Origin of the sequence: Enterobacter sp. TCD1-1, assembly GCF_020567405.1 — a bacterium.
In the GTDB taxonomy this organism is placed as follows: Bacteria; Pseudomonadota; Gammaproteobacteria; order Enterobacterales; family Enterobacteriaceae; genus Enterobacter; species Enterobacter quasiroggenkampii.
Window position 1 is genome coordinate 2504716 of sequence record NZ_JAJCXF010000001.1, and the last position, 22313, is coordinate 2527028.

Here is a 22313-nt window from a genome sequence, read left to right on the forward strand (position 1 = left end):
ATGAAAAGATTACGGAGCAAAATGACCACGGAAGAGCTGGCGGAAAGTTTGGGCGTCGCCAGACAAACGGTCAATCGCTGGATACGTCAGCAGGGGTGGAAAACCGAAGGGCTCAACGGCGTGAAAGGCGGTCGCGCGCGGCTCATTCATGTCGATGCACGCGTGAAGGAACATATAATGAGTCTCCCGGCGATCCGCAACCGTCAGGCGGTTTACCATCTCGCGGAGGCCACGTCTGCCTATAATGGCCCCTCTTCAAACCTGTCTCCGGGCATTATAGAGACGCTGGAGAGTATGACGCCGTCAGAACAGAAGCGTCTGGACGCCTTTTTGAAACGCGAAGGCATTCACGGTTTTCTTACACGTCTGGGTATCGCGGAAAAAGAGGCATAAAAAAAACGGCAGGTTACCCTGCCGTTTTTTTTCTTAGACGTGATTACTGCTGATTTTCACGTTCAGCGATGTAGTCCAGCGCCTTGTTAATGCGCGCCACGCTGCGTGATTTGCCGATGGCATGAACTGTTACGTCCAGCGCCGGAGACTGACCTGCACCGGTCACCGCAACGCGCAGTGGCATACCGACTTTACCCATACCGACTTCCAGCTCGTCCGCCGTCGCCTGAATGGCGTGATGCACATTCTCAGCGGTCCACTCGGTGAGGGCAGCCAGCTTGTCACGCACCACTTCCAGCGGCTGACGCGCAACCGGGCGGAGGTGTTTCTTCGCAGCGTCCGCATCGAACGCATCAAACTCTTCATAGAAGTAGCGGCAGCTTTCAGCAATCTCTTTCAGCGTTTTGCAGCGCTCGCCGAGCAGTTTCACCAGATCCGCCAGCTCAGGGCCCGTGCGGGTATCAATATTTGCCTGCTCAATGTGCCACTGCAGATACGTCGCCACATATTCTGGCGGCATGGTATTGATGTAGTGATGATTCAGCCACAGCAGCTTGTCAGTGTTAAACGCGCTGGCGGATTTGCTGACTGAGCTCAGAGAGAAGAGTTCGATCATCTCTTCGCGGCTGAAGATCTCCTGGTCACCGTGGGCCCAGCCCAGACGCACCAGATAGTTCAGGAGCGCTTCTGGCAGATAGCCGTCGTCGCGATACTGCATGACGCTCACCGCACCGTGGCGTTTAGACAGTTTTTTGCCGTCATCACCGTTGATCATGGAGACGTGCGCATAGACAGGCACCGGCGCGTTCAGCGCCTTCAGAATGTTGATCTGACGTGGCGTGTTGTTGATGTGGTCTTCACCGCGCACAACGTGGGTAATTTCCATATCCCAGTCGTCAACCACCACGCAGAAGTTGTAGGTTGGGGAGCCATCGGTACGACGGATGATCAGGTCGTCAAGCTCCTGGTTGCTGAATTCGATCGGGCCACGGATCTGGTCGTCAAAGATCACAGACCCCTCTTGCGGGTTAGCAAAACGCACGACGCAAGGCTCATCAGCAGCATGCTCGCTGTGGTCATGGCGGCAGCGGCCGTCATAACGCGGCTTTTCACCGTTCGCCATCTGCTCTTCGCGCAGCGCATCCAGACGCTCTTTGGAGCAGTAGCATTTATACGCCGTGCCCGCGACCAGCATCTCATCAATGACGGCGTTATAGCGGTCAAAGCGTTTGGTCTGGAAATAGGGACCTTCGTCCCATTCCAGGTTCAGCCAGTTCATCCCATCCATAATGGCTTCAATTGCTTCTGGCGTGGAGCGCTCAAGATCGGTGTCTTCAATACGCAGCACGAACTCACCTTTGTTGTGGCGTGCGAAAAGCCAGGAATAGAGAGCGGTACGTGCACCACCGACGTGCAGATAGCCTGTCGGGCTCGGCGCGAAGCGAGTTTTGATTTTCATGAAATGGCCTTACGTTATAAAGATGCCGGCAATCGGCAAATCCTGGGGAAAAAACGATGGGCAATATTCTATCACTGTGCGGCGATTCCTCAATGTTGTTCCCTGAATCGGGCCCGAGTTTGCGATTTTTGTTTAGAAATCATGCGCCACTGCCCGTTTCGCGATCGTTTTGCTTAATTTTACGACGAACGAATAAAAACTTTAGAAAATGCGTTGACTCATTTTCAACTCTCCCTATAATGCGACTCCACACAGCGGGGGTGATTAGCTCAGTTGGTAGAGCATCTCCTTTACACGGAGGGGGTCGGCGGTTCGAGCCCGTCATCACCCACCATCTACTTCGGTAGACTCGCAGTGTAGATAAGAATTGAGATTGGGCGATTAGCTCAGTTGGTAGAGCATCTCCTTTACACGGAGGGGGTCGGCGGTTCGAGCCCGTCATCGCCCACCATTCTCACCTTATCGCAGCAGTTCCGAAATGGGCGATTAGCTCAGTTGGTAGAGCATCTCCTTTACACGGAGGGGGTCGGCGGTTCGAGCCCGTCATCGCCCACCATTTCGGGTCGTTAGCTCAGTTGGTAGAGCAGTTGACTTTTAATCAATTGGTCGCAGGTTCGAATCCTGCACGACCCACCAATGTAAAAAAGCGCCCTAAAGGCGCTTTTTTGCTATCTGCGATTTACATTGTTAACGTCGCAATCAATGTCTTCACCGCTGGCGTCGCCTGCTTCTCGTCATACACCACATACAAATCTGCCGGTATACGCTCTTTCAGCGGGCGGAACACCACGCCCGGCCACTGCATTTGCGCGTAACTGTCTGCCGCAAGCGTAATCCCCATGCCCATGCTGATCATCGCCAGTACCGTTTGCGGCTCAACGGCTTCACGCACGATCATCGGCGAAAACCCGGCCTGCTGGCAGACGCGATGTAAAAATGCCCAGTCAGAATGCGCTGAAGGCATTGTGACAAAATACTCGTCCTGCAACTCTGCGAGCGCAATCGATGATTCGCTCACCAGCCGGTGATCCTCCGGCATCGCCACCAGAAAAGCAGCCTCACGTAACCGTACGCTGGTAAACCCAGCGGTGGGCTCGGTTGCCATTCGCCAGATGCCCACATCCAGCTCCCGGCGCTCAAGCAGCGCCATCTGCATGACCGGGGATTTCTCGCGGAATACAACATCTACATTCGGGTGCGATTTCAAAAAAGCGCGCATCACCGTGCGCACCTCACTCCACATGGCGGTACCGACAATACCCAGCTCAATGCGCCCTGCCTCCCCCCGGCCAATCTGCTCGACGCGAGCCAGCGCCTGGTTTGCACCGGCAAGCAAACGACGGGACTCTTCCATCAGCACCTTACCGGCATGCGTCAACGCGACGCTCCGCGAGTGGCGAATAAACAGTAACGTCCCCAGTTGGCTTTCCAGCTCTTTAATATGCAGGCTCAACGGCGGCTGAGACTTATTGAGACGGGCCGCAGCCCGTCCAAAATGCAGCTCCTCCGCCACGGCCAGAAAATAGCGCAGCAGCTTGAGATCGGTCCGATAGGCGCGTTCCATCAAAACATATCCTGGCGATAACACTTATGTGCCTACCTTAAAGCCTTTCATCGTCCAGAGGGGAAATTTAGTGCGCAACTGTGCGCATCTCGCTGTTTTTGCAGGTGTGGCGATAGTTGAAGCTGAAATAAAACACCACCGCGAGCGCCAGGGCATAGGCCGCGAATACCAGCCAGATCGTCTGCCAGTCCTTCACTCCGTCCACCGAGAAATAATCGACGGCCATACCGCTCAATACCGATCCGAACCAGGCCCCGATACCGTTAACGGTTGTCATAAACAGCCCCTGTGCGCTGGCGCGGATATCGGCGCTCACCTCCTGTTCGACAAACACCGAGCCGGAAATATTGAAAAAGTCGAACGCGCAGCCGTAGACAATCATTGAGAGCATGAGCAGCACAAAGCCTGTTGCAGACGGATCGCCAAAGGCAAACAGCCCAAACCGCAGCATCCAGGCCACCATGCTCATCAGCATGACCGTTTTAATACCAAAGCGTCCGAGGAAGTACGGAATGGTCAGAATGAAGAACACTTCAGAGATTTGCGAAACGGAGAGCAAGATGGACGGATATTTGACGATAAAGCTATCGGCATACGCCGGATTACGCGCAAAATCATGCAGGAAGGGGCTGCCAAACGTGTTAGTTATCTGCAGCACGGCCCCCAGCAGCATCGCGAATAAAAAGAACACCGCCATGCGGGGCTGTTTAAACAGGACAAACGCATTGAGGCCCAGCTTGCTGGCCAGCGACGGAGACGTTTTTGTTTTCGCCACCGGAATGGCTGGCAATGTCAGAGAATAGAGCGCCAGCAGCACGGACGCGGCAGCCGCCATATAGAGCTGCAGGTTGCTCAGCTCTGCCCCCATCAGGCTTATGGTCCACATCGCGGCAATAAAGCCCACGGTGCCATACACCCGCACTCGTGGGAAATGGCTCACCGTATCCAGCCCTGCCCGTTCAAGACAGGAGTAAGAAATCGTATTCGACAGCGCAATCGTGGGCATAAAGGCCATCGCATTCACCAGCATGACCCAGAACATCAGGCCCGGCTCATTGACCTGTGCGGCATAGCAGAGCGCGACGGCGCAAACGAGGTGACAAATCACGTACGCACGGTCTGCCCGCAGCCATTTGTCGGCAATAATTCCCACCAGCGAGGGCATAACAATCGCGGCAAGTCCTTTGGAGCTGTACACCATGCCCACGTCGGAGCCGGTAAAATGTAGGGTGTTAATCATGTAAGCGCCGAGGGTAACCAGCCAGCTCCCCCAGATAAAATATTGCATATAGGACATCATCTTTAAGCGAGTCGTGATGCTCATAACCCATTCCTTATAGCAGTGTGGCCCTCACGGGCCACTTTATTGTTTTACTCAGGCAATATGGCGAAGAAAACCGCAGATAAGATTGATAAAGTTCTGGCGGGAAAGCTCAGCGGCAGCGAGGGTTTGTTCATGCGAGAGTTTGATATCGCCCAGCCCTTCCGCGAGATTGGTAATCGCAGAAACGGCCACGACCTTCAGGCCGCAGTGACGCGCGGAAATCACTTCCGGCACTACGGACATGCCCACCACATCGCCGCCGATAATTTGCATCATGCGGATCTCGGCCGCCGTCTCGAAGTTCGGACCGGGATAAGAAACAAACACCCCTTCATGGAGCGGGAAGCCGGCTTTCGTCGCCACGGTTTGCAGAATGGCGCGGTAATCCGCGTCGTAAGCATTGGCCAGCGAGAAGAAACGCTCGCCAAAGCGCTCATCGTTCAGTCCTACCATCGGCGTGCCCGGCATGGTGTTAATATGGTCGCTCAGAGCAACCAGACTGCCTGGCTGAACGTCCGGGCGTAACGAGCCCGCCGCATTGGTGCTAAACAGCAGTTCGCACCCCAGCAGCTTAAAGGTGCGGATCGCATCGGTCATGATGGACATCCCGCGCCCCTCATAGAAATGGCCGCGCCCCTTCATGCAGGCAACCGGCACCCCGGCAAGATGCCCGAGCACCAGCTCCCCGGCATGGCCATGCACGGTGCTCACCGGGAAGCCAGGCAGCGTTTCGTAGCTCAGGGAAACGGCGTCATCAATCTGGTCGGCAAGGGCACCCAGGCCAGAGCCGAGAATAAATGCCACGCGAGGCGTGAAGTTCGGCTTAGCGGCGCGAATGATGTCGGCGCAGTACCACGGATTATTCAAGAGGGTCATAGAGGCTCCTTAAGGATGAAGATCGCGATGCGGGGATCGCATGACTTACGTCTTATATCCGCAGCCTGCCGGTGACCTCCAATACACTTTCACCGCACCATCAATACTGATTGTGTATCGATGCAACTCCCTGCCAGATATGGCAGTTTTGCTCAAGCTAATCCCGTCGGTGCCGATACCTCTGTTTTATAACGCGAGGAAAAAGTATGACGACCATTCAGGCTTCAACCCAACAGATACAAACCAGCGGCGCGAGTGGCACTTCGAGCAGTAACGATATCTCTGCGCAAATCACCCGCATTCTCGACAAGATCAAAAAGCTGACCCAGCAGTTAAAAGAGCTGTCGAACAGCCCCATCAGCACCGATGAGAAGAAAAAACAGCAGGAACTGATTCAGACCCAGATCAAAGTGCTGCAGGCGCAGCTCGCCGCGTTGCAGCGCCAGCAGGCCGAAGAGACCCAGAAAAAGCAGGAACAAAAACTGGGCAAAGTGGAAGGCGTGAATAGCCCGTCAGACACTAATCAGATTGATATCTACATCTAATCTTCTGATGCGTTAAACAGTGGATCGCGTATGCGGGCCTCGGTTAATCGCTGTGCCTGGATACGCACCACTTCCCAGATAGCCTGCGCCGCCCCCGAGAGTGAACGATTTTTTCGCCGCACCAGCATTAGCTTTCGCTCGACAACGGGCATCAACCGCTTCACGGCCAGTCGACTTCCCTGCGGCAGGGGAAGCGCCAGGGCGGGCAATACGCTGATGCCAATGCCGGCTTCCACCATGGGAAACAGCGTCGCCGGGTGACCAATCTCCTGCACGATTGCAGCCTTGACCCTCTGATCCACCAGCGCGGAATCAATCAGCGGACGGCTGCCCGAGGCATAATCCTGTAAAACCAGGTTCGCGCCCTGCAGTGACTGCCACCTGACCTCCGGTAACGCGGCCAGCGGATCGTCGTCACGGCAGAGCAGCAAAAAGGGCTCTGAAAGTACGCTTTCGCACTCCAGATCGCTCACCTGGCCGGGATCGATAACAATACCAAAATCGACATCTCCCTGGCGGATGCTCTCCAGCACCCACTGTTGCGGTCTGTCATGCAGCACAAAATCAATGTCCGGGTAGAGATGGCTTCCCTCGGCAATACACTGCGGGATAAGGTGCGCAGAGATCGTCTGGCTGGCCGCAACCCGCACGGTACCCGAAAGCTGCTGGCCCAGTCTCCCCACGTCTCTGAGCGTGCTGTTCAGCTCATCCAGCAGCCGTTCAAGGCGTAGAGCCAGCTGCTGCCCGGCTTCGGTCAACACCACTTCGCGCGTGGTACGATCAAGTAATCTTACCCCCGTCTGATTCTCCAGCTCTTTCACGCTGTGGCTGACCGCCGACTGGCTCAGGCCAATCATCTCCCCTGCCCGGCTAAAGCTGCGGGCATGGGCGACGGTGACGAAAATGCGAAGCTGGCGTAAGGAATAATTCATCTGTTTAATTCATGAATGGATGCAATAAATCAATTTTATTTCTTAAATGGAAAAAAGCACAATAGCGACATCTGTTTTCAGGAGTCATTATGAAACTATTTCGTATTGTTGATCCGTTTACGCTCACCCTGGTGGTTACCGTTTTACTGGCCTCGTTCTTTCCCGCTCGCGGCGGGTTCGTCCCGTTCTTTGAAGGACTGACGACGGCCGCCATCGCGCTGCTGTTCTTTATGCACGGCGCAAAACTCTCCCGTGAAGCCATTATCGCGGGCGGTAGCCACTGGCGACTGCACCTCTGGGTGATGTGCAGCACGTTTATTCTGTTCCCGATCCTCGGGGTGTTGTTTGCCTGGTGGGCGCCGGTTAACGTCGACCCGGCGCTCTACACCGGCTTCCTGTATCTCTGTATTCTTCCGGCCACGGTGCAGTCCGCCATTGCCTTTACCTCTCTCGCGGGAGGGAACGTGGCGGCCGCGGTCTGCTCGGCATCAGCCTCCAGCCTGCTGGGGATTTTCGTCTCGCCGCTGCTGGTGGGCCTGCTGATGAACATGCACGGTGCGGAAGGTAACCTTGAGCAGGTGGGCAAAATCTGTCTGCAGCTGCTGCTGCCGTTTGTCCTGGGTCATCTCTCCCGCCCGTGGACCGGCGCATTTGTGGCGAAGCATAAAAAATGGATTTCAAAAACCGACCAGACCTCGATTCTGCTGGTGGTTTACTCCGCCTTCAGCGAAGCTGTCGTGAACGGGATCTGGCACAAGGTGGGGGCAGGCTCGCTGCTGTTTATCGTGGTGGTCAGCATTGTCCTGCTGGCGATTGTAATAGCAGTAAACGTCTTTGTGGCACGTAAGTGCGGCTTCAACAAAGCGGATGAAATTACGATTGTGTTCTGCGGTTCGAAGAAGAGCCTGGCGAACGGCATCCCGATGGCCAACATTCTGTTCCCGACCTCGGTGATTGGGATGATGGTGCTGCCGCTGATGATTTTCCATCAGATCCAGCTGATGGTCTGCGCGGTGCTGGCGCGTCGCTACAAGCGCCAGACCGAAAAGCTGGCGCAGGAAGCGACCCGCGCCGCGAAGGCTTAAGGACGTTTCAGGGGCTGCACCAGCTGGGTCAGCCCCTCGGTTTTGATCAGTAACGTTATCGCCATCAGCTCGCCCAGTCGCCCTGCCGGAAATTCATCCTTACGGGCAAACCACAGCAGATACTCCTCCGGCAAATCAATCAGCCTGCGGCCCTTGTATTTACCGAACGGCATCTCGGTATTGGCGATCTCAACGAGCTGCTCTTTCTCCACCTTACTCTCCTAACAGACGCATCATTTCCGCTTCGTCGATAACCTCAATGCCGAGCTCCTGGGCTTTCGCCAGCTTCGACCCCGCCGCTTCTCCGGCAATCACCAGGTCGGTTTTCTTCGACACGCTGCCCGCCACTTTTGCCCCCAGCGCCACCAGACGGGCTTTGGCGTCGTCGCGTGAAAGCTGGCTCAGGCTGCCGGTCAGCACCACCGTTTTACCGGCGAACGGACTGTCGATCTCTTCAGCATTAACCACCACCGGCGCGGGCCATTTAATGCCCTCTTCCAGCAGTTCGCCGATGACGTTACGGTTGCTCTCTTCGGCAAAGAAGTTAAAGACGTGCGTGGCAACGACGATGCCGACATCCGGGACTTTCTGCAGCTCCTCGATGCTCGCCTTTTCCAGCGCCTCCAGCGTACCAAAATACGCCGCCAGACCCGCGGCCGTCGCTTCACCCACTTCACGAATGCCCAGCGCGTACAGGAAGCGGGCGAAGGTGGTCTCTTTGGCGGCTTCCAGCGCGTTAACCACGTTCTGGGCTGACTTTGGCCCCATGCGGTCCAGACCGGTCAGTTTACCTGCGGTCAGCCTGAAGAGGTCCGCTGGCGTGTGGACATACTCTTTCTCAACCAGCTGATCGATAATCTTGTCGCCCATGCCGTCCACGTCCATAGCGCGACGGGAAACGAAGTGCTTCAGTGACTCTTTACGCTGTGCGCCACAGATTAAGCCCCCCGTACAGCGCGCCACGGCTTCACCTTCCACACGCTCAACGTCCGAGCCACACACAGGGCAATGGGTTGGGAAGATAATATCAACACGACGCATTTCATCATCTTGTTTTTCAATTACTTTTACAATTTGCGGAATTACATCGCCTGCGCGCCGCACTATTACCCAATCGTTAATTTTTAATCCAAGATTTTTAATAACATCTTCATTATGCAAAGTGACGTTACTCACTGTTGCACCACCGACGTATACCGGGGTTAATCGTGCTACAGGCGTGATAGCTCCTGTTCTTCCAACTTGAAAGTCAACACCAATGACACGTGTGGTTTTTTCTTGAGCCGCAAATTTATATGCAACAGCCCATCGTGGAGCTTTAGCAACAAACCCTAGCAATTCTTGCTGGCGCTTGTTATTGACTTTAATTACTATTCCATCAATATCGAATCCCATATATGGCCTGCGCAATTCGATTCGATTGTAATAACTCATTACATCATTCACATCTTCATACAATTGCACATCATCACTTACAGGTATTCTCCATTTTTTGAATAACTGTAATGTTTCATATTGCCCTTCAGGTAAATTTCCGCCTTCGACAACACCGTAGCCATAACTGTAAAAATACAGATTCCTTTTGCTTACAAGTGCAGGATCAAGTAATCGCATGGTTCCTGCCGCTGCATTTCTAGGATTTACAAACAGTTTCCCACCATGCTTACGAGCATAATTATTCAAATCATTAAATTTTTGTTTTGGTAAAATTACCTCTCCTCTGATTTCCAATTGAGAAGGAATATTATTACCGTAAAGCACTAACGGCACTGATTTTATGGTTTTAACATTTGCCGTAACGTCTTCACCTTCAACACCATCTCCCCTAGTAACTGCTCTAATGAAGTGACCATTCTCATAAAAAATACTAATAGCTAATCCATCAAGCTTAAGTTCGCAGCAATAAGAAACCTTGCGGTTCAGTCTCTGTTCGACACGAGAATTAAATGCGTAAAAACCTTTTTCTTCAAAAACATTGTCTAAAGATAACATCGCAATTCGATGTTTGATTTTTTTGAAGCCATCTACGATTGGAGCACCGACACGTTGAGTCGGAGAAGTCGGAGTTACAAATTCCGGGTACGAAGTCTCTAATTGGATCAGTTGTCTCATCAAAGAATCGTAATCTTCGTCGGTAATCTCCGGATCTACCAATACATGATATCGGTGCTCATGGTAGCGAAGCTCATCACGAAGATTTTCTATTTGCTTTAATATCTCAGTTTTGTTCATAACGTTACCATAGATGAAAAACCCCCGACAGGCGGGGGTTGAGGAGGAGTCGAAGTCAACGCGGCGATTACGCGTTAGCTTCCTTAACTTCGCGGATGCGGTCCTGATACTCGCGCAGTTTCTGCGGGGTCATCATTCGACGCTGATCGTCGAGCACCACACCGCCCACTTCATCAGCGATATGCTGAGCGGACTGCAGCATCAGCTTAAAGTTTTGCAGTTCGTCGCCGTAAGACGGCACCTGCATAAAGATAGTGACGCCAGGCGTAACGAAATCACCGGTCATGTCCGGATCAAAGGTACCTGGGTTAACCATGTTGGCCAGGCTGAACAGCGCCGGGCCGCTACCGTCAGGACTCAGGTGACGATGGAAAATGTTCATATCGCCAAACTTGAAGCCTGCCTGTTGAATACTGTTAAGCAGAACGTCACCGTTGAGATGGCTACCGTGATGCGCGGCCACGTTCATGATGATCACCGCTTCTTTACGCTGCGGTTTTTCAACAACCGGTTCTGGCTCTGCAACGGGCTCAGGCTCAACGTGCGGGGCTGGCGCGGGCTGCGGCGCAGGTTGAACATGAACAGGCTGCTGCGGTTGTGACACCGGCTGTGCAGGCTGCTGTTGCACGGGCTGCTGCACCGGTTGCTGTTGAACCGGTTGTGGCGCAGCAGGCTGCTGATAGACAGGCTGTTGCGGCGGCTGGCGCACCGGTTCTTCCACAGGCTGCGGCGCTGGCTGGCGCGGCTGTGCAGAAGCATACGGCGGTTGATACTGGTGCTGCGAAGGACGAGGCGCTTCATGCTCCCCATGGCCTACGCCGGGCGCAGTATTGACCCGATGAACACGAACTTCACCCACGCCGTCATCGTCGCTTCCATCGATGTCATCTTCACTGTCATCGTCGTCACGACTGGACTTCATGCGCTTCAGTGGGCGATCGCGAAACATCGAGGAACGCTCTTTACGGCTGGTCCAGAAACCATGTACCAGTAAAGCGATTATGGCGATCGCGCCAACAATGATTAATATCAGACGCAAATCCTGCATCATTATATTCTCTGTTGTTCTAACACCTTGCCACCACGGCAAACATTTACTCACTAAGAGTATTTGCCGTTTACGTCAAGTGCAAGTGTGTGCAGAGCATTCACAGCATAAAGATGAAGGAAATCGTGCTTTTTGCTGGTTTTTCGAACATTTCCGAACTGGTCATTGGTCCGTAAGTGGATAATATAGGCGGGCAATTCCACTGGTTGTGTAAAAAGGAGTACAGCCTGGCTATGGTTTCAACATCTTCTTCCCCCCCGCGCAGCGGCGTCTGGTATTTTTCTCAGGGCTGGAAACTGGTCTCCCTGCCGGGTATTCGACGCTTCGTCATCCTGCCGCTGTTGATCAACATTATTCTGATGGGCGGCGCGTTCTGGTGGCTGTTCACAAAGCTGGAGAGCTGGATCCCGTCGCTGATGAGCCATGTGCCAAACTGGCTGCAGTGGCTTAACTACCTGCTCTGGCCGGTGGCGGTGATCTCCGTGCTGCTGGTGTTTGGCTACTTCTTCTCGACGATTGCCAACTGGATAGCCGCGCCGTTTAACGGTTTGCTGGCGGAACAGCTGGAAGCGCGCCTTACCGGCGCAACACCGCCGGACACGGGCATATGGGGGATCATGAAAGACCTCCCTCGCATTATGAAGCGTGAATGGCAGAAGTTTGCCTGGTACCTGCCCCGCGCGATTGTGCTGCTTATCCTCTATTTTGTGCCCGGCATTGGCCAGACGGTGGCTCCGGTGCTGTGGTTCCTGTTCAGCGCCTGGATGCTGGCCATCCAGTACTGCGACTATCCGTTCGACAACCACAAGGTACCGTTTAAAGAGATGCGCACTGCCCTGCGCAGCCAGAAGGTTGCCAATATGCAGTTTGGTGCGCTGACCAGCCTGTTTACCATGACCCCATTCCTGAATCTGTTCATCATGCCGGTTGCCGTCTGCGGCGCGACGGCAATGTGGGTGGACTGCTACCGTGCTAAGCACGCGTTATGGAAATAATGCAAAAATGTGTAAAGCAGGGGTGGCTTATGCCGCCCCTTATTCCATACTGATCCCCATTATTTCCTTGCAGTATATAGATATGCGAATTCCTTACTTCCCCCTACCTGCTTAGCAGGTATGCTGGGTCGGTATCCCAATTTCATACAGTTAAGGACAGGCCATGAGTAAGATTTATGAAGACAACTCGCTGACTATCGGTCATACGCCCCTGGTTCGACTGAACCGTATCGGTAATGGACGCATCCTGGCGAAGGTCGAATCACGTAACCCGAGCTTCAGCGTAAAATGCCGCATCGGTGCAAACATGATTTGGGATGCTGAAAAACGTGGCGTACTGAAGCCTGGCGTTGAGCTGGTGGAACCGACCAGCGGCAATACCGGGATCGCTCTGGCCTATGTTGCTGCCGCGCGCGGCTACAAGCTGACGCTGACCATGCCTGAAACCATGAGCATCGAGCGTCGTAAGCTGCTGAAAGCGCTGGGCGCGAACTTGGTGCTGACCGAAGGCGCGAAGGGCATGAAAGGTGCCATTCAGAAAGCCGAAGAGATTGTGGCCAGCGATCCGGCGAAATACCTGCTGCTGCAGCAGTTCAGCAACCCGGCAAACCCGGAAATTCACGAGAAGACCACCGGCCCGGAAATCTGGGAAGATACTGACGGCCAGGTTGACGTCTTTATCTCCGGCGTGGGTACCGGCGGTACGCTGACCGGCGTGTCACGCTATATTAAAGGCACGAAGGGTAAAAAAGATCTGATTACCGTTGCCGTTGAGCCGACTGACTCACCGGTTATCACCCAGGCGCTGGCGGGGGAAGAGCTCAAACCCGGCCCGCACAAAATTCAGGGTATTGGCGCAGGCTTCATTCCGGGCAACCTGGATCTGAAGCTGATCGATAAAGTGATCACCATTACGAACGAAGAAGCCATCTCTACCGCGCGTCGCCTGATGGATGAAGAAGGTATTCTGGCGGGTATCTCTTCCGGTGCGGCCGTTGCGGCAGCGCTCAAGCTTCAGGAAGATGAAGCCTTTACCAATAAGAATATTGTGGTTATCCTTCCTTCCTCGGGTGAGCGTTACTTGAGCACCGCGCTGTTTGCCGATCTCTTCACTGAAAAAGAGCTGCAACAGTAGTGCCAGCATGTTAATAACGCGTAAAAAAGCACCTTTTCAGGTGCTTTTTTGTGGCCTGCTTCAAACTTTTACCCCTCCTGGCATTGCTTCACCCCGAAGGGTCTGGTATTTAAACCAGCAATTATTTTGATGCGTGAAATTAATCAGCGAACGAAATAGCCTTGCTGAATCGATTTTATGATTTGGTTCAAGTCTTGCTTTCGCTGCATAATGTTTAATGACGATCGAAACGTCAGCGCTAACAATACAGGCTAAAGTTCAGTCGCCAGGCTAGACTTTAGTTCCACAACACTAAACCTATAAGTTGGGGAAATACAATGTTCCAGCAAGAAGTTACCATTACCGCTCCGAACGGTCTGCACACCCGCCCTGCTGCTCAGTTTGTTAAAGAAGCAAAAGGCTTTTCTTCTGAAATCACTGTGACTTCCAACGGCAAAAGCGCGAGCGCAAAAAGCCTGTTCAAACTGCAGACTCTGGGCCTGACTCAGGGCACCGTAGTCACCATCTCTGCGGAAGGTGAAGACGAGCAGAAAGCAGTTGAGCATCTGGTAAAACTGATGGCTGAGCTCGAGTAAGTTTCCGGGTTCTTTTAAATATCAGTCACAAGTAAGGTAGGGTTATGATTTCAGGCATTTTAGCATCCCCGGGTATCGCTTTCGGCAAAGCACTGCTGCTGAAAGAAGACGAGATCGTCATCGACCGGAAAAAAATTTCTGCCGACAAGGTTGATCAGGAAGTTGAACGTTTTCTGAGCGGTCGTGCCAAGGCATCTGCGCAACTGGAAGCAATCAAAACTAAAGCTGGCGAAACTTTCGGTGAAGAAAAAGAAGCCATCTTCGAAGGGCACATCATGCTGCTCGAAGATGAGGAGCTGGAGCAGGAAATCATAGCCCTGATTAAAGATAAAGGCATGACGGCCGACGCGGCTGCGCATGAAGTTATCGAAGGTCAGGCAACTGCCCTGGAAGAACTGGATGATGAATACCTGAAAGAGCGTGCGGCTGACGTACGTGACATCGGTAAGCGCCTGCTGCGCAACATCCTGGGTCTGGCCATTATCGACCTGAGCGCAATTCAGGATGAAGTGATCCTGGTTGCTGCTGACCTCACCCCGTCTGAAACCGCACAGCTGAACCTGAAAAAGGTCCTCGGTTTCATCACCGACGCGGGTGGCCGTACCTCCCACACCTCTATCATGGCGCGTTCTCTGGAACTGCCTGCCATCGTGGGTACCGGTAGCGTCACCTCTCAGGTGAAAAACGGCGACTATCTGATTCTGGATGCCGTAAACAATCTGGTTTACGTTAACCCAACCAATGAAGAGATCGATAAACTGCGCGCGGTTCAGGAGCAGGTTGCGAGTGAAAAAGCGGAACTCGCTAAGCTGAAAGACCTGCCAGCCATCACCCTGGACGGCCATCAGGTTGAAGTGTGCGCAAACATCGGTACCGTCCGCGACGTTGATGGCGCTGAGCGCAACGGTGCGGAAGGCGTCGGTCTCTATCGTACTGAATTCCTGTTCATGGACCGCGACGCGCTGCCTACAGAAGAAGAGCAGTTTGCCGCGTATAAAGCCGTGGCTGAAGCGTGTGGCTCTCAGGCGGTTATCGTCCGTACCATGGACATCGGTGGCGACAAAGAGCTGCCGTACATGAACTTCCCGAAAGAAGAGAACCCGTTCCTGGGCTGGCGTGCAATCCGTATCGCAATGGATCGTAAAGAGATCCTGCGTGACCAGGTTCGCGCGATCCTGCGTGCCTCTGCGTTCGGTAAGCTGCGCATCATGTTCCCAATGATCATCTCTGTTGAAGAAGTGCGTGCACTGAAGAAAGAGATCGAAATCTACAAACAGGAACTGCGCGACGAAGGTAAAGCGTTTGACGAGTCAATCGAGATCGGCGTGATGGTGGAAACACCAGCGGCGGCGACCATTGCGCGTCATTTAGCCAAAGAAGTTGATTTCTTTAGTATCGGTACCAATGATTTAACGCAGTACACCCTGGCAGTTGACCGTGGTAATGATATGATTTCACATCTCTACCAGCCAATGTCACCGTCCGTACTGAACTTGATCAAGCAAGTTATTGATGCTTCTCATGCAGAAGGTAAATGGACTGGCATGTGTGGTGAGCTTGCAGGCGACGAACGTGCTACACTTCTGTTGCTGGGTATGGGTCTGGACGAATTCTCTATGAGCGCCATTTCCATCCCGCGCATTAAGAAGATTATCCGTAACACGAACTTCGAAGATGCGAAGGTGTTAGCAGAGCAGGCTCTTGCTCAACCGACAACGGACGAGTTAATGACGCTGGTTAACAAGTTCATTGAAGAAAAAACAATCTGCTAATCCACGAGATGCGGCCCAAATTACTGCTTAGGAGAAGATCATGGGTTTGTTCGATAAACTGAAATCTCTGGTTTCTGATGATAAGAAAGACTCCGGAACTATTGAGATTGTTGCTCCGCTCTCCGGCGAGATCGTCAACATCGAAGACGTGCCGGATGTAGTGTTTGCTGAGAAAATCGTTGGTGATGGCATTGCTATCAAACCAACTGGCAACAAAATGGTTGCTCCAGTTGACGGCACCATCGGTAAAATTTTTGAAACCAACCATGCGTTCTCTATCGAATCTGATAGCGGTATCGAACTGTTCGTTCACTTCGGTATCGACACCGTTGAACTGAAAGGCGAAGGCTTCAAACGTATCGCGGAAGAAGGCCAGCGTGTGAAAGTTGGCGACCCGGTGATTGAATTCGATCTGCCACTGCTGGAAGAAAAAGCCAAGTCTACCCTGACTCCGGTTGTTATCTCCAACATGGACGAAATCAAAGAACTGATCAAACTGTCTGGCAGCGTCACCGTGGGTGAAACCCCGGTTATCCGCATCAAGAAGTAATTCTTGCCGCACAGTAAAATGGCGCCTTCGGGCGCCATTTTTGTTTATGCCGGCAGGATAAGCTCGTCGTAGCCTTTCGACTGGGTATAGAGCATCACGTCCGTCACCCGATCGCCAGCCATGCGAATGGCATCGGCAACGGTTTTCCCCTCAACAATGCCGCTCACCAGTTCTGAACAGAACAGATCGCCCGTCCCTTTCAGATCGGTTTCTACCCGCGGATGCGCACTGACGGTAACGCCTTCATTCGTCACCAGCACCACGTGGATGTTTTGCGGGTCGTCAGCGACAGGCGCACTGGTGATCGCCACCCATTTCAGGCTGTCAGAGAGCAGTCCCTGTGCCGCCGCGATGGCGCTTTCCGGCGTGCGGCACGGTTTGCCGCTTAGCACTTCCAGCTCATAGACGTTTGGCGTAATCCCCTGCGCCAGCGGCAGCAGGTGCTCCCGATACGCCTCGGGGATCTCGGGCTTCACGTACATCCCGCTGTCGATATCGCCTATAACCGGGTCGACCAGCACCAGCAGGTCAGGATGCTGCGCTTTGACCGCCTTCAGCCACTGCGCCAGCAGGGCGATCTGGCTGGCATTTCCCATATAGCCGGTAGTGACCGCCTTAAGCTCGCGAAGGATCTCGCGCTCTTCCAGCGCCTTCAGATAGCCGCTGAACCACTCATCGGGGATCACGCCGCCGTAGAACGTGTCATAGTGTGGCGTATTGCTGAACAGTACCGTTGGCACGGCGGTGACGTTCAGCCTGTGGGTTCGTATATTCGGCACCGCGATGCTGTTTCCCACGCTGCCATACACCACCTGCGACTGCACCGCGACAATATCGGTTTGCTGCGCCCGGGTATTATCCCGGAATAGAATCATCTCCATGACGCTTAAATTCCCGCCCCCTGCGAATAACTCTCTTCACCAAAGACGCCGGTAGACAGATAGCGATCGCCGCGATCGCAAATAATCGCCACCACCACCGCGCCCGGGTTTGCCTGCGCCACCCGAATCGCGCCCGCTACCGCGCCGCCCGAGCTGACGCCGCAGAAGATGCCTTCGCGCACGGCCAGCTCACGCATGGTATTTTCCGCCTCGCGCTGATGAAGATCCAGCACCTGGTCCACAAGCTGCGCATTAAAGATGCCGGGCATATACTCCGCCGGCCAGCGGCGAATGCCCGGAATGCTGCTCCCCTCTTCCGGCTGCAGGCCGACAATGGTGACGGCTTTATCCTGCTCGCGGAGAAAACGCGATACCCCGGTAATGGTGCCGGTGGTGCCCATGCTGGAGACAAAATGGGTGATTCGCCCGTCGGTTTGCTGCCAGATTTCCGGGCCGGTGGTGGTGTAGTGCGCGTACGGGTTGTCCGGGTTATTAAACTGATCGAGCAGTTTACCTTCACCGCGCTCGGCCATTTCTAACGCCAGGTCGCGCGCGCCTTCCATCCCCTGCTCTTTGGTCACCAGAATCAGCTCGGCTCCGTAGGCACGCATCGCGGCGCGGCGCTCCTGGCTCATGTTATCCGGCATCAGCAGCTTCATGCGGTAGCCTTTCAGCGCCGCAATCATGGCCAGGGCGATACCCGTGTTGCCGCTGGTAGCTTCAATCAGCACGTCGCCCGGCTTGATTTCACCACGCTTTTCGGCCTGGACGATCATCGACAGCGCGGCACGGTCTTTCACCGACCCCGCCGGGTTATTGCCTTCGAGTTTGACCCAGATTTCGCTGCCGTTATCCGGCCCCATGCGCTGAAGCTTGACCAGAGGCGTGTTGCCGATGGTATGTTCGAGTGTATTCACGATTTTTACTCAATAAAAAAGCCGGGTTGCGCGCAGCGATCCCGGCCTACAAGACACAGTTTTAGCTGTATGCCCGGTCAGCGCAGCGCCACCGGGCGATAAACATCCTAATAACCTATCAGGCTGACTCCGCCAGAGCAATATCCTCGCGCGTCTCGATGCGTTCCTTGCCGTGATAAATACGGGCATGCTGCAGACCGACAAACAGGCGTTCTCCCCGATGCGGCGGGACGTCGTCGCGCATGACCACCGTCAGCGGCTCGGTATACCAGCCCAGCGGCTGTACCACCAGTTGGGTATAGTGCCCTTTAGGGCTCGCTTCCAGCACCTGCACCGGCAGCGGTGAATCCAGGCTGGTTCGACGGCTCACATCCACTTCCCACGGACGCAGGAACAGATCGACCGGTCCCTGGTGGGCGGAGGTATAGCCCAGCGGCCAGCGGTGCGCGCCCACGTGGAACTGCCCGCCGCGAATGGTGCCCTGCAGACGGTTCACCTCTCCCATAAACTCCAGCACGAAGCGGGTCGCCGGTTCACGCCAGAGTTGTTCCGGCTCGTCAACCTGCTCAATGTTGCCCTGACTCATGACCACCACGCGATCCGCGACTTCCATCGCCTCTTCCTGGTCGTGGGTCACAAAGACGCTGGTGAATTTCAGCTCTTCATGGAGCTGACGCAGCCAGCGGCGCAGCTCTTTACGCACCTGCGCATCCAGCGCGCCAAAGGGTTCATCCAGCAGCAGAATTTGCGGCTCAACGGCCAGCGCGCGCGCCAGCGCCACGCGCTGCTTCTGCCCGCCGGACAGCTGGGCCGGGAAACGATCCGCCAGGTGAGCCAGTTGCACCATCTCCAGCAGTTTGGTCACTTTCGCTTTAATGGTTGCCGCATCCGGGCGCTCGCGACGCGGCAGCACGGTGAGGCCAAACGCAATATTGTCAAACACGGTCATGTGGCGGAACAGCGCGTAGTGCTGGAACACAAAGCCCACTTTACGATCGCGGGCGTGCAGGCGGCTCACGTCGGTACCGTGGAAGCGGATGTGCCCGCTGGTCTGATGCTCAAGCCCGGCGATAATACGCAGCAGCGTGGTTTTGCCGGAGCCAGACGGTCCCAGCAGCGCCACCATTTGTCCGGAAGGGATATCCAGCGAGATATCATTCAGCACCTGGGTGCGACCAAAAGACTTCTTAATATTGGCAATCTCAATGCTCATGATTTCCCTCCTGATGCAGACGTTTTTCCTGATTTTCTAAACGCCACTGCACCACACTCTTCAAAAACAGGGTCAAAATGGCCATCAGCGTCAGCAACGCTGCGGCAGTAAAGGCGCCGATGGTGTTGTAGTCCTGCTGCAGCAGTTCAATCTGGAGCGGCAGCGACAGGGTTTCACCGCGAATGGATCCGGAAACAACGGAAACAGCACCGAACTCGCCAATCGCGCGGGCGTTGGTCAGTACCACGCCGTAAAGCAGCGCCCAGCGAATGTTCGGCAGCGTCACGCGGCGGAACATTTGCCAGCCCGAAGCCCCCAGCAGCACCGCCGCTTCGTCTTCGTTGCTCCCCTGGCTTAACATCACCGGCACCAGCTCACGCACCACAAACGGACAGGTCACGAAGATGGTAACCAGCACCATGCCTGGCCAGGCGAACATGATCTGCAGGTTATTCGCATCCAGCCAGCCGCCCAGCGGGCCGTTGGAGCCGTAGAAGAGCAGGTACACCAGACCGGCCACCACAGGCGACACGGCAAACGGAATATCCAGCAGGGTCAGCAGCAGCTGACGTCCCGGGAAGTTAAAGCGCGTCACCAGCCACGCCAGCAGGGTACCGAACACCAGGTTCACCGGAACGGTAATCAGGGCAATCAGCACGGTCAGCCAGATGGCGTGCAGCATATCCGGGTTCGCCAGGTTTTCCAGCGCGGGCATCAGGCCCTTGCTGAACGCCTGAACGAAGATATAAATCGTCGGCACGACGAGAATGAGGGCGGACACCAGCACGCCCGCCCCAATCAGAAACCATTTACCCCAGTTGATGCGGGGCGCATCGTATCGCTTCAATTGCGTAACTTCCGCCATCAGTGACCTACCACACGTCGACCAAAGCGACTTTGCAGAGTGTTAATCGAGTACAGCAGCAGCAGCGAGGCCGCGAGGATCACCGAAGCAATCGCGCTCGCCGCCGGATAATCAAACTCCTGCAGGCGAATGAAAATCATCAGCGAGGTCACTTCCGTTTTCCAGGCGATGTTCCCGGCGATAAAAATCACCGCGCCGAACTCGCCAAGGCTGCGGGTAAACGACAGCGCGACGCCCGCCATCAGCGCCGGAGACAACTCCGGCAGCACCACCTTGCGGAAGCTCTGCCAGCGCGTGGCGCCCAGCGTTTCCGCCGCTTCTTCGTATTCCGGACCTAACTCTTCCAGCACCGGCTGCACGGTACGCACCACAAACGGGATGCTGGTAAAGGCCATCGCCACCGCGATACCGAGCCAGGTATAGGTCACCTTGATGTCAAATTTCGCCAGCCACTCGCCGTACAGCCCGTTCACGGAGAAGAGCGACGCGAGGGTTAAGCCAGCGACCGCCGTCGGCAGCGCAAACGGCAGATCCATCAGGGCGTCAAGCAGCGTGCGGCCCGGGAAGCGATAGCGGGTTAAAATCCATGCCATCAGCAGGCCGAACACGCCGTTAAAAATGGAGGCGACAAACGCCGACAGCAGCGTCACCTTATAGGCCGCCACTACCTGGGGGTTAGTGACCACGTCCCAGTACTGCGCCCAGCTCATCTGCGCAAGCTGCATCACCAGCGCGCTGAGCGGCAACAGCAGGATTAGGCAAACGAACAGCAGGCTGGTCCCGAGGCTTAAGGTAAAGCCCGGCAGCACGCGTTTAGTCGATACTGCAAACATTACTTATGCCCCGCCGCCAACAGTTTGTCTAACTCACCGCCACTGGCAAAATGCGTTTTCATCACGTCTGGCCAGGAGCCAAAATGATCTTCCACGCGGAACAGCGCGGTCTGCGGGAATTTATCTTTCAGCTTATCCATCACGTCCGGGTTGTTCACGCGGTAGTAGTAATCGGTAATGATGGTCTGCGCCTGAGGGCTGTACAGGTAGTTGAGATAGGCTTTTGCCGCTTTCTCGGTACCGTTTGCCTGCACGTTTTTATCCACCCATGCGACCGGGAATTCGGCCAGAATGTTGGTTTTCGGGATAACCACCTCAAAGCCCTGCGCTTCATACTGTTTGCGAATGTTGTTCACTTCCGACTCGAAGCTGATCAGCACATCGCCCAGACCGCGCTCTGCGAAAGTCGTGGTCGCCCCGCGGCCGCCGGTATCAAACACTTCGACGTTTTTCAGGAACTGGGTCATGAACTGCTCGGTTTTGGCTTTATCGTTACCGTCAGCCTTGTCCGCCGCGCCCCACGCCGCTAAATAGGTGTAACGCGCGTTACCGGAGGTTTTTGGGTTCGGGAAAATCAGTTTCACGTCGGAACGCACCAGGTCGCTCCAGTCGTGGATATTCTTCGGATTGCCCTTGCGCACCAGGAAACCCATGGTGGAGTAGAACGGCGAGCTGTTGTTCGGCAGACGGCTCTGCCAGTCCGCCGGGATGAGCTTGCCTTTGTCATGCAGGATCTGCACGTCAGTGACCTGGTTGTAGGTCACCACATCCGCTTTCAGCCCCTGGAGAATGGCCAGCGCCTGCTTGGACGAACCGGCGTGGGACTGCTTGATGGTCAGCTTATCGCCGTTATTGTCTTTCGCCCACTGCTGTTCGAACGGGGGGTTAAGGGCGGCAAACAGCTCGCGGGAGACGTCATACGAACTGTTCAACAGTTCAGTCGCCTGCGCCTGTGCCACCAGCAGTAAACCTGCCAGCGCCAGAGTTCCTTTTTTCAGTACAGTAACGGCCATTGCGCACCCTTATAAATGTGATGACTATCTTATAGTCATAATATTTATAACGGGGATGAAAGGAGTAACGGTTTTATATACCGTTTGGTGATTTAGAAGCAGAAAA

The 22313-nt window shown here is 54.6% G+C and carries 22 protein-coding genes and 4 tRNA genes; 12 read left to right on the plus strand and 14 right to left on the minus strand.

The genetic code is table 11. The features are described from left to right. Nucleotides 1-393 (plus strand): YfeC-like transcriptional regulator, encoded by a 393-nt coding sequence (locus LJA86_RS11945; RefSeq protein WP_045909400.1) that lies wholly within the window; start codon nucleotides 1-3, stop codon nucleotides 391-393. A 43-nt stretch (nucleotides 394-436) separates the two neighbouring features. Here the strand turns inward: LJA86_RS11945 and gltX are convergent, their stop codons facing one another. Continuing rightward, nucleotides 437-1852, minus strand: a complete 1416-nt coding sequence (gene gltX, locus LJA86_RS11950; protein WP_063622216.1) for a glutamate--tRNA ligase — start codon at nucleotides 1850-1852, stop codon at nucleotides 437-439. Nucleotides 1853-2110: 258 nt separating this feature from the next. On the opposite strand from gltX, the gene LJA86_RS11955 reads away from it, so the two are divergent. The 4 genes from LJA86_RS11955 (at nucleotide 2111) to LJA86_RS11970 (ending at nucleotide 2488) form a co-directional block, all read left to right on the plus strand. Then, a tRNA-Val gene (locus tag LJA86_RS11955) sits at nucleotides 2111-2186 on the plus strand. 41 nt (nucleotides 2187-2227) lie between these two features. Then, a tRNA-Val gene (locus LJA86_RS11960) sits at nucleotides 2228-2303 on the plus strand. Between the two features lie 29 nt (nucleotides 2304-2332). Continuing rightward, nucleotides 2333-2408, plus strand: a tRNA-Val gene (locus tag LJA86_RS11965). A 4-nt stretch (nucleotides 2409-2412) separates the two neighbouring features. After that, nucleotides 2413-2488 (plus strand) — tRNA-Lys (locus LJA86_RS11970). Between the two features lie 43 nt (nucleotides 2489-2531). On the opposite strand, the gene LJA86_RS11975 is transcribed toward LJA86_RS11970, so the two are convergent. From LJA86_RS11975 to xapA, 3 genes are all read right to left on the minus strand, one after another. Continuing rightward, nucleotides 2532-3416 (minus strand): LysR family transcriptional regulator, encoded by an 885-nt coding sequence (locus LJA86_RS11975; protein ID WP_229226208.1) that lies wholly within the window; start codon nucleotides 3414-3416, stop codon nucleotides 2532-2534. A 67-nt stretch (nucleotides 3417-3483) separates the two neighbouring features. Beyond that, nucleotides 3484-4740: a nucleoside permease gene (locus LJA86_RS11980; RefSeq protein WP_229226209.1), complete on the minus strand. Its 1257-nt coding sequence runs from the start codon at nucleotides 4738-4740 to the stop codon at nucleotides 3484-3486. A 51-nt stretch (nucleotides 4741-4791) separates the two neighbouring features. Next, nucleotides 4792-5616, minus strand: a complete 825-nt coding sequence (gene xapA / locus LJA86_RS11985) for a xanthosine phosphorylase (RefSeq protein ID WP_229226210.1) — start codon at nucleotides 5614-5616, stop codon at nucleotides 4792-4794. A gap of 206 nt (nucleotides 5617-5822) precedes the next feature. Here xapA and LJA86_RS11990 point away from each other — a divergent pair, with 206 nt between their 5' ends. Continuing rightward, nucleotides 5823-6161 (plus strand): FlxA-like family protein, encoded by a 339-nt coding sequence (locus tag LJA86_RS11990; protein WP_229226211.1) that lies wholly within the window; start codon nucleotides 5823-5825, stop codon nucleotides 6159-6161. Here LJA86_RS11990 and LJA86_RS11995 read toward each other — a convergent pair. Beyond that, a complete protein-coding gene (locus tag LJA86_RS11995; protein WP_069719731.1) occupies nucleotides 6158-7093 on the minus strand; it encodes a LysR family transcriptional regulator in 936 nt (311 codons plus the stop codon). The genes LJA86_RS11990 and LJA86_RS11995 overlap by 4 nt on opposite strands. Before the next feature lie 89 nt (nucleotides 7094-7182). On the opposite strand from LJA86_RS11995, the gene LJA86_RS12000 reads away from it, so the two are divergent. Next, complete coding sequence (locus tag LJA86_RS12000; RefSeq protein ID WP_045909444.1) at nucleotides 7183-8178, plus strand: bile acid:sodium symporter family protein; 996 nt, start codon at nucleotides 7183-7185, stop codon at nucleotides 8176-8178. Here LJA86_RS12000 and LJA86_RS12005 read toward each other — a convergent pair. The 3 genes from LJA86_RS12005 to zipA form a co-directional block, all read right to left on the minus strand. Further along, the gene (locus tag LJA86_RS12005) at nucleotides 8175-8390 is read right to left on the minus strand and encodes a DUF3820 family protein (protein ID WP_003861328.1); all 216 of its coding nucleotides are present in this window, start codon (nucleotides 8388-8390) and stop codon (nucleotides 8175-8177) included. The two genes, LJA86_RS12000 and LJA86_RS12005, sit on opposite strands and share 4 nt — an antisense overlap. Nucleotide 8391: 1 nt before the next feature. Further along, nucleotides 8392-10410, minus strand: a complete 2019-nt coding sequence (ligA, locus tag LJA86_RS12010; protein ID WP_229226212.1) for an NAD-dependent DNA ligase LigA — start codon at nucleotides 10408-10410, stop codon at nucleotides 8392-8394. A gap of 67 nt (nucleotides 10411-10477) precedes the next feature. After that, nucleotides 10478-11461 (minus strand): cell division protein ZipA, encoded by a 984-nt coding sequence (gene zipA, locus LJA86_RS12015; protein ID WP_111968136.1) that lies wholly within the window; start codon nucleotides 11459-11461, stop codon nucleotides 10478-10480. A gap of 230 nt (nucleotides 11462-11691) precedes the next feature. Here zipA and cysZ point away from each other — a divergent pair, with 230 nt between their 5' ends. The 5 genes from cysZ to crr all read left to right on the plus strand — a co-directional run bounded on the left by cysZ (nucleotide 11692) and on the right by crr (nucleotide 16485). Next, nucleotides 11692-12453 carry a sulfate transporter CysZ gene (cysZ, locus tag LJA86_RS12020; protein WP_229226213.1) on the plus strand — a complete coding sequence of 254 codons (762 nt, stop codon included), beginning with the start codon at nucleotides 11692-11694 and terminating at the stop codon, nucleotides 12451-12453. Nucleotides 12454-12616: 163 nt separating this feature from the next. Beyond that, nucleotides 12617-13588, plus strand: a complete 972-nt coding sequence (gene cysK, locus LJA86_RS12025; protein WP_045909448.1) for a cysteine synthase A — start codon at nucleotides 12617-12619, stop codon at nucleotides 13586-13588. Nucleotides 13589-13905: 317 nt separating this feature from the next. Further along, nucleotides 13906-14163 (plus strand): phosphocarrier protein Hpr, encoded by a 258-nt coding sequence (gene ptsH, locus LJA86_RS12030; protein ID WP_045909449.1) that lies wholly within the window; start codon nucleotides 13906-13908, stop codon nucleotides 14161-14163. A 44-nt stretch (nucleotides 14164-14207) separates the two neighbouring features. Then, the gene (gene ptsI / locus LJA86_RS12035) at nucleotides 14208-15935 is read left to right on the plus strand and encodes a phosphoenolpyruvate-protein phosphotransferase PtsI (protein WP_229226214.1); all 1728 of its coding nucleotides are present in this window, start codon (nucleotides 14208-14210) and stop codon (nucleotides 15933-15935) included. Between the two features lie 40 nt (nucleotides 15936-15975). Further along, nucleotides 15976-16485: a PTS glucose transporter subunit IIA gene (crr, locus tag LJA86_RS12040; protein ID WP_003861316.1), complete on the plus strand. Its 510-nt coding sequence runs from the start codon at nucleotides 15976-15978 to the stop codon at nucleotides 16483-16485. A gap of 44 nt (nucleotides 16486-16529) precedes the next feature. Here the strand turns inward: crr and pdxK are convergent, their stop codons facing one another. The 6 genes from pdxK to cysP form a co-directional block, all read right to left on the minus strand. Further along, nucleotides 16530-17366 carry a pyridoxine/pyridoxal/pyridoxamine kinase gene (gene pdxK, locus LJA86_RS12045; protein ID WP_048226156.1) on the minus strand — a complete coding sequence of 279 codons (837 nt, stop codon included), beginning with the start codon at nucleotides 17364-17366 and terminating at the stop codon, nucleotides 16530-16532. A 5-nt stretch (nucleotides 17367-17371) separates the two neighbouring features. Further along, on the minus strand, nucleotides 17372-18283 hold the full coding sequence (gene cysM / locus LJA86_RS12050) for a cysteine synthase CysM (RefSeq protein ID WP_044597836.1): 912 nt from the start codon (nucleotides 18281-18283) through the stop codon (nucleotides 17372-17374). Nucleotides 18284-18401: 118 nt separating this feature from the next. Continuing rightward, on the minus strand, nucleotides 18402-19496 hold the full coding sequence (gene cysA / locus LJA86_RS12055) for a sulfate/thiosulfate ABC transporter ATP-binding protein CysA (protein ID WP_008501607.1): 1095 nt from the start codon (nucleotides 19494-19496) through the stop codon (nucleotides 18402-18404). Beyond that, nucleotides 19486-20361 carry a sulfate/thiosulfate ABC transporter permease CysW gene (gene cysW / locus LJA86_RS12060; RefSeq protein ID WP_069719735.1) on the minus strand — a complete coding sequence of 292 codons (876 nt, stop codon included), beginning with the start codon at nucleotides 20359-20361 and terminating at the stop codon, nucleotides 19486-19488. The genes cysA and cysW overlap by 11 nt, the downstream gene beginning before the upstream one ends. After that, the gene (gene cysT, locus LJA86_RS12065) at nucleotides 20361-21194 is read right to left on the minus strand and encodes a sulfate/thiosulfate ABC transporter permease CysT (protein ID WP_004123378.1); all 834 of its coding nucleotides are present in this window, start codon (nucleotides 21192-21194) and stop codon (nucleotides 20361-20363) included. Before cysT ends, cysW begins: the two co-directional genes overlap by 1 nt. Next, nucleotides 21194-22207, minus strand: a complete 1014-nt coding sequence (gene cysP, locus LJA86_RS12070; RefSeq protein ID WP_167211839.1) for a thiosulfate/sulfate ABC transporter substrate-binding protein CysP — start codon at nucleotides 22205-22207, stop codon at nucleotides 21194-21196. Before cysP ends, cysT begins: the two co-directional genes overlap by 1 nt. Between the last annotated feature and the right edge of the window lie 106 nt (nucleotides 22208-22313).

Bases quoted from the DNA above. Each gene is read 5' to 3' on its own strand.
- gltX (WP_063622216.1), bottom strand. From the start codon at position 1,852: ATGAAAATCAAAACTCGCTTCGCGCCGAGCCCGACAGGCTATCTGCAC.
- crr (WP_003861316.1), top strand. From the start codon at position 15,976: ATGGGTTTGTTCGATAAACTGAAATCTCTGGTTTCTGATGATAAGAAA.
- cysA (WP_008501607.1), bottom strand. From the start codon at position 19,496: ATGAGCATTGAGATTGCCAATATTAAGAAGTCTTTTGGTCGCACCCAG.
- ptsH (WP_045909449.1), top strand. From the start codon at position 13,906: ATGTTCCAGCAAGAAGTTACCATTACCGCTCCGAACGGTCTGCACACC.
- cysZ (WP_229226213.1), top strand. From the start codon at position 11,692: ATGGTTTCAACATCTTCTTCCCCCCCGCGCAGCGGCGTCTGGTATTTT.
- ptsI (WP_229226214.1), top strand. From the start codon at position 14,208: ATGATTTCAGGCATTTTAGCATCCCCGGGTATCGCTTTCGGCAAAGCA.
- cysK (WP_045909448.1), top strand. From the start codon at position 12,617: ATGAGTAAGATTTATGAAGACAACTCGCTGACTATCGGTCATACGCCC.
- cysT (WP_004123378.1), bottom strand. From the start codon at position 21,194: ATGTTTGCAGTATCGACTAAACGCGTGCTGCCGGGCTTTACCTTAAGC.
- LJA86_RS11945 (WP_045909400.1), top strand. From the start codon at position 1: ATGAAAAGATTACGGAGCAAAATGACCACGGAAGAGCTGGCGGAAAGT.
- LJA86_RS11995 (WP_069719731.1), bottom strand. From the start codon at position 7,093: ATGAATTATTCCTTACGCCAGCTTCGCATTTTCGTCACCGTCGCCCAT.
- LJA86_RS12000 (WP_045909444.1), top strand. From the start codon at position 7,183: ATGAAACTATTTCGTATTGTTGATCCGTTTACGCTCACCCTGGTGGTT.
- cysP (WP_167211839.1), bottom strand. From the start codon at position 22,207: ATGGCCGTTACTGTACTGAAAAAAGGAACTCTGGCGCTGGCAGGTTTA.
- LJA86_RS11975 (WP_229226208.1), bottom strand. From the start codon at position 3,416: ATGGAACGCGCCTATCGGACCGATCTCAAGCTGCTGCGCTATTTTCTG.
- LJA86_RS11990 (WP_229226211.1), top strand. From the start codon at position 5,823: ATGACGACCATTCAGGCTTCAACCCAACAGATACAAACCAGCGGCGCG.
- xapA (WP_229226210.1), bottom strand. From the start codon at position 5,616: ATGACCCTCTTGAATAATCCGTGGTACTGCGCCGACATCATTCGCGCC.
- cysW (WP_069719735.1), bottom strand. From the start codon at position 20,361: ATGGCGGAAGTTACGCAATTGAAGCGATACGATGCGCCCCGCATCAAC.
- ligA (WP_229226212.1), bottom strand. From the start codon at position 10,410: ATGAACAAAACTGAGATATTAAAGCAAATAGAAAATCTTCGTGATGAG.
- LJA86_RS11980 (WP_229226209.1), bottom strand. From the start codon at position 4,740: ATGAGCATCACGACTCGCTTAAAGATGATGTCCTATATGCAATATTTT.
- zipA (WP_111968136.1), bottom strand. From the start codon at position 11,461: ATGATGCAGGATTTGCGTCTGATATTAATCATTGTTGGCGCGATCGCC.
- pdxK (WP_048226156.1), bottom strand. From the start codon at position 17,366: ATGGAGATGATTCTATTCCGGGATAATACCCGGGCGCAGCAAACCGAT.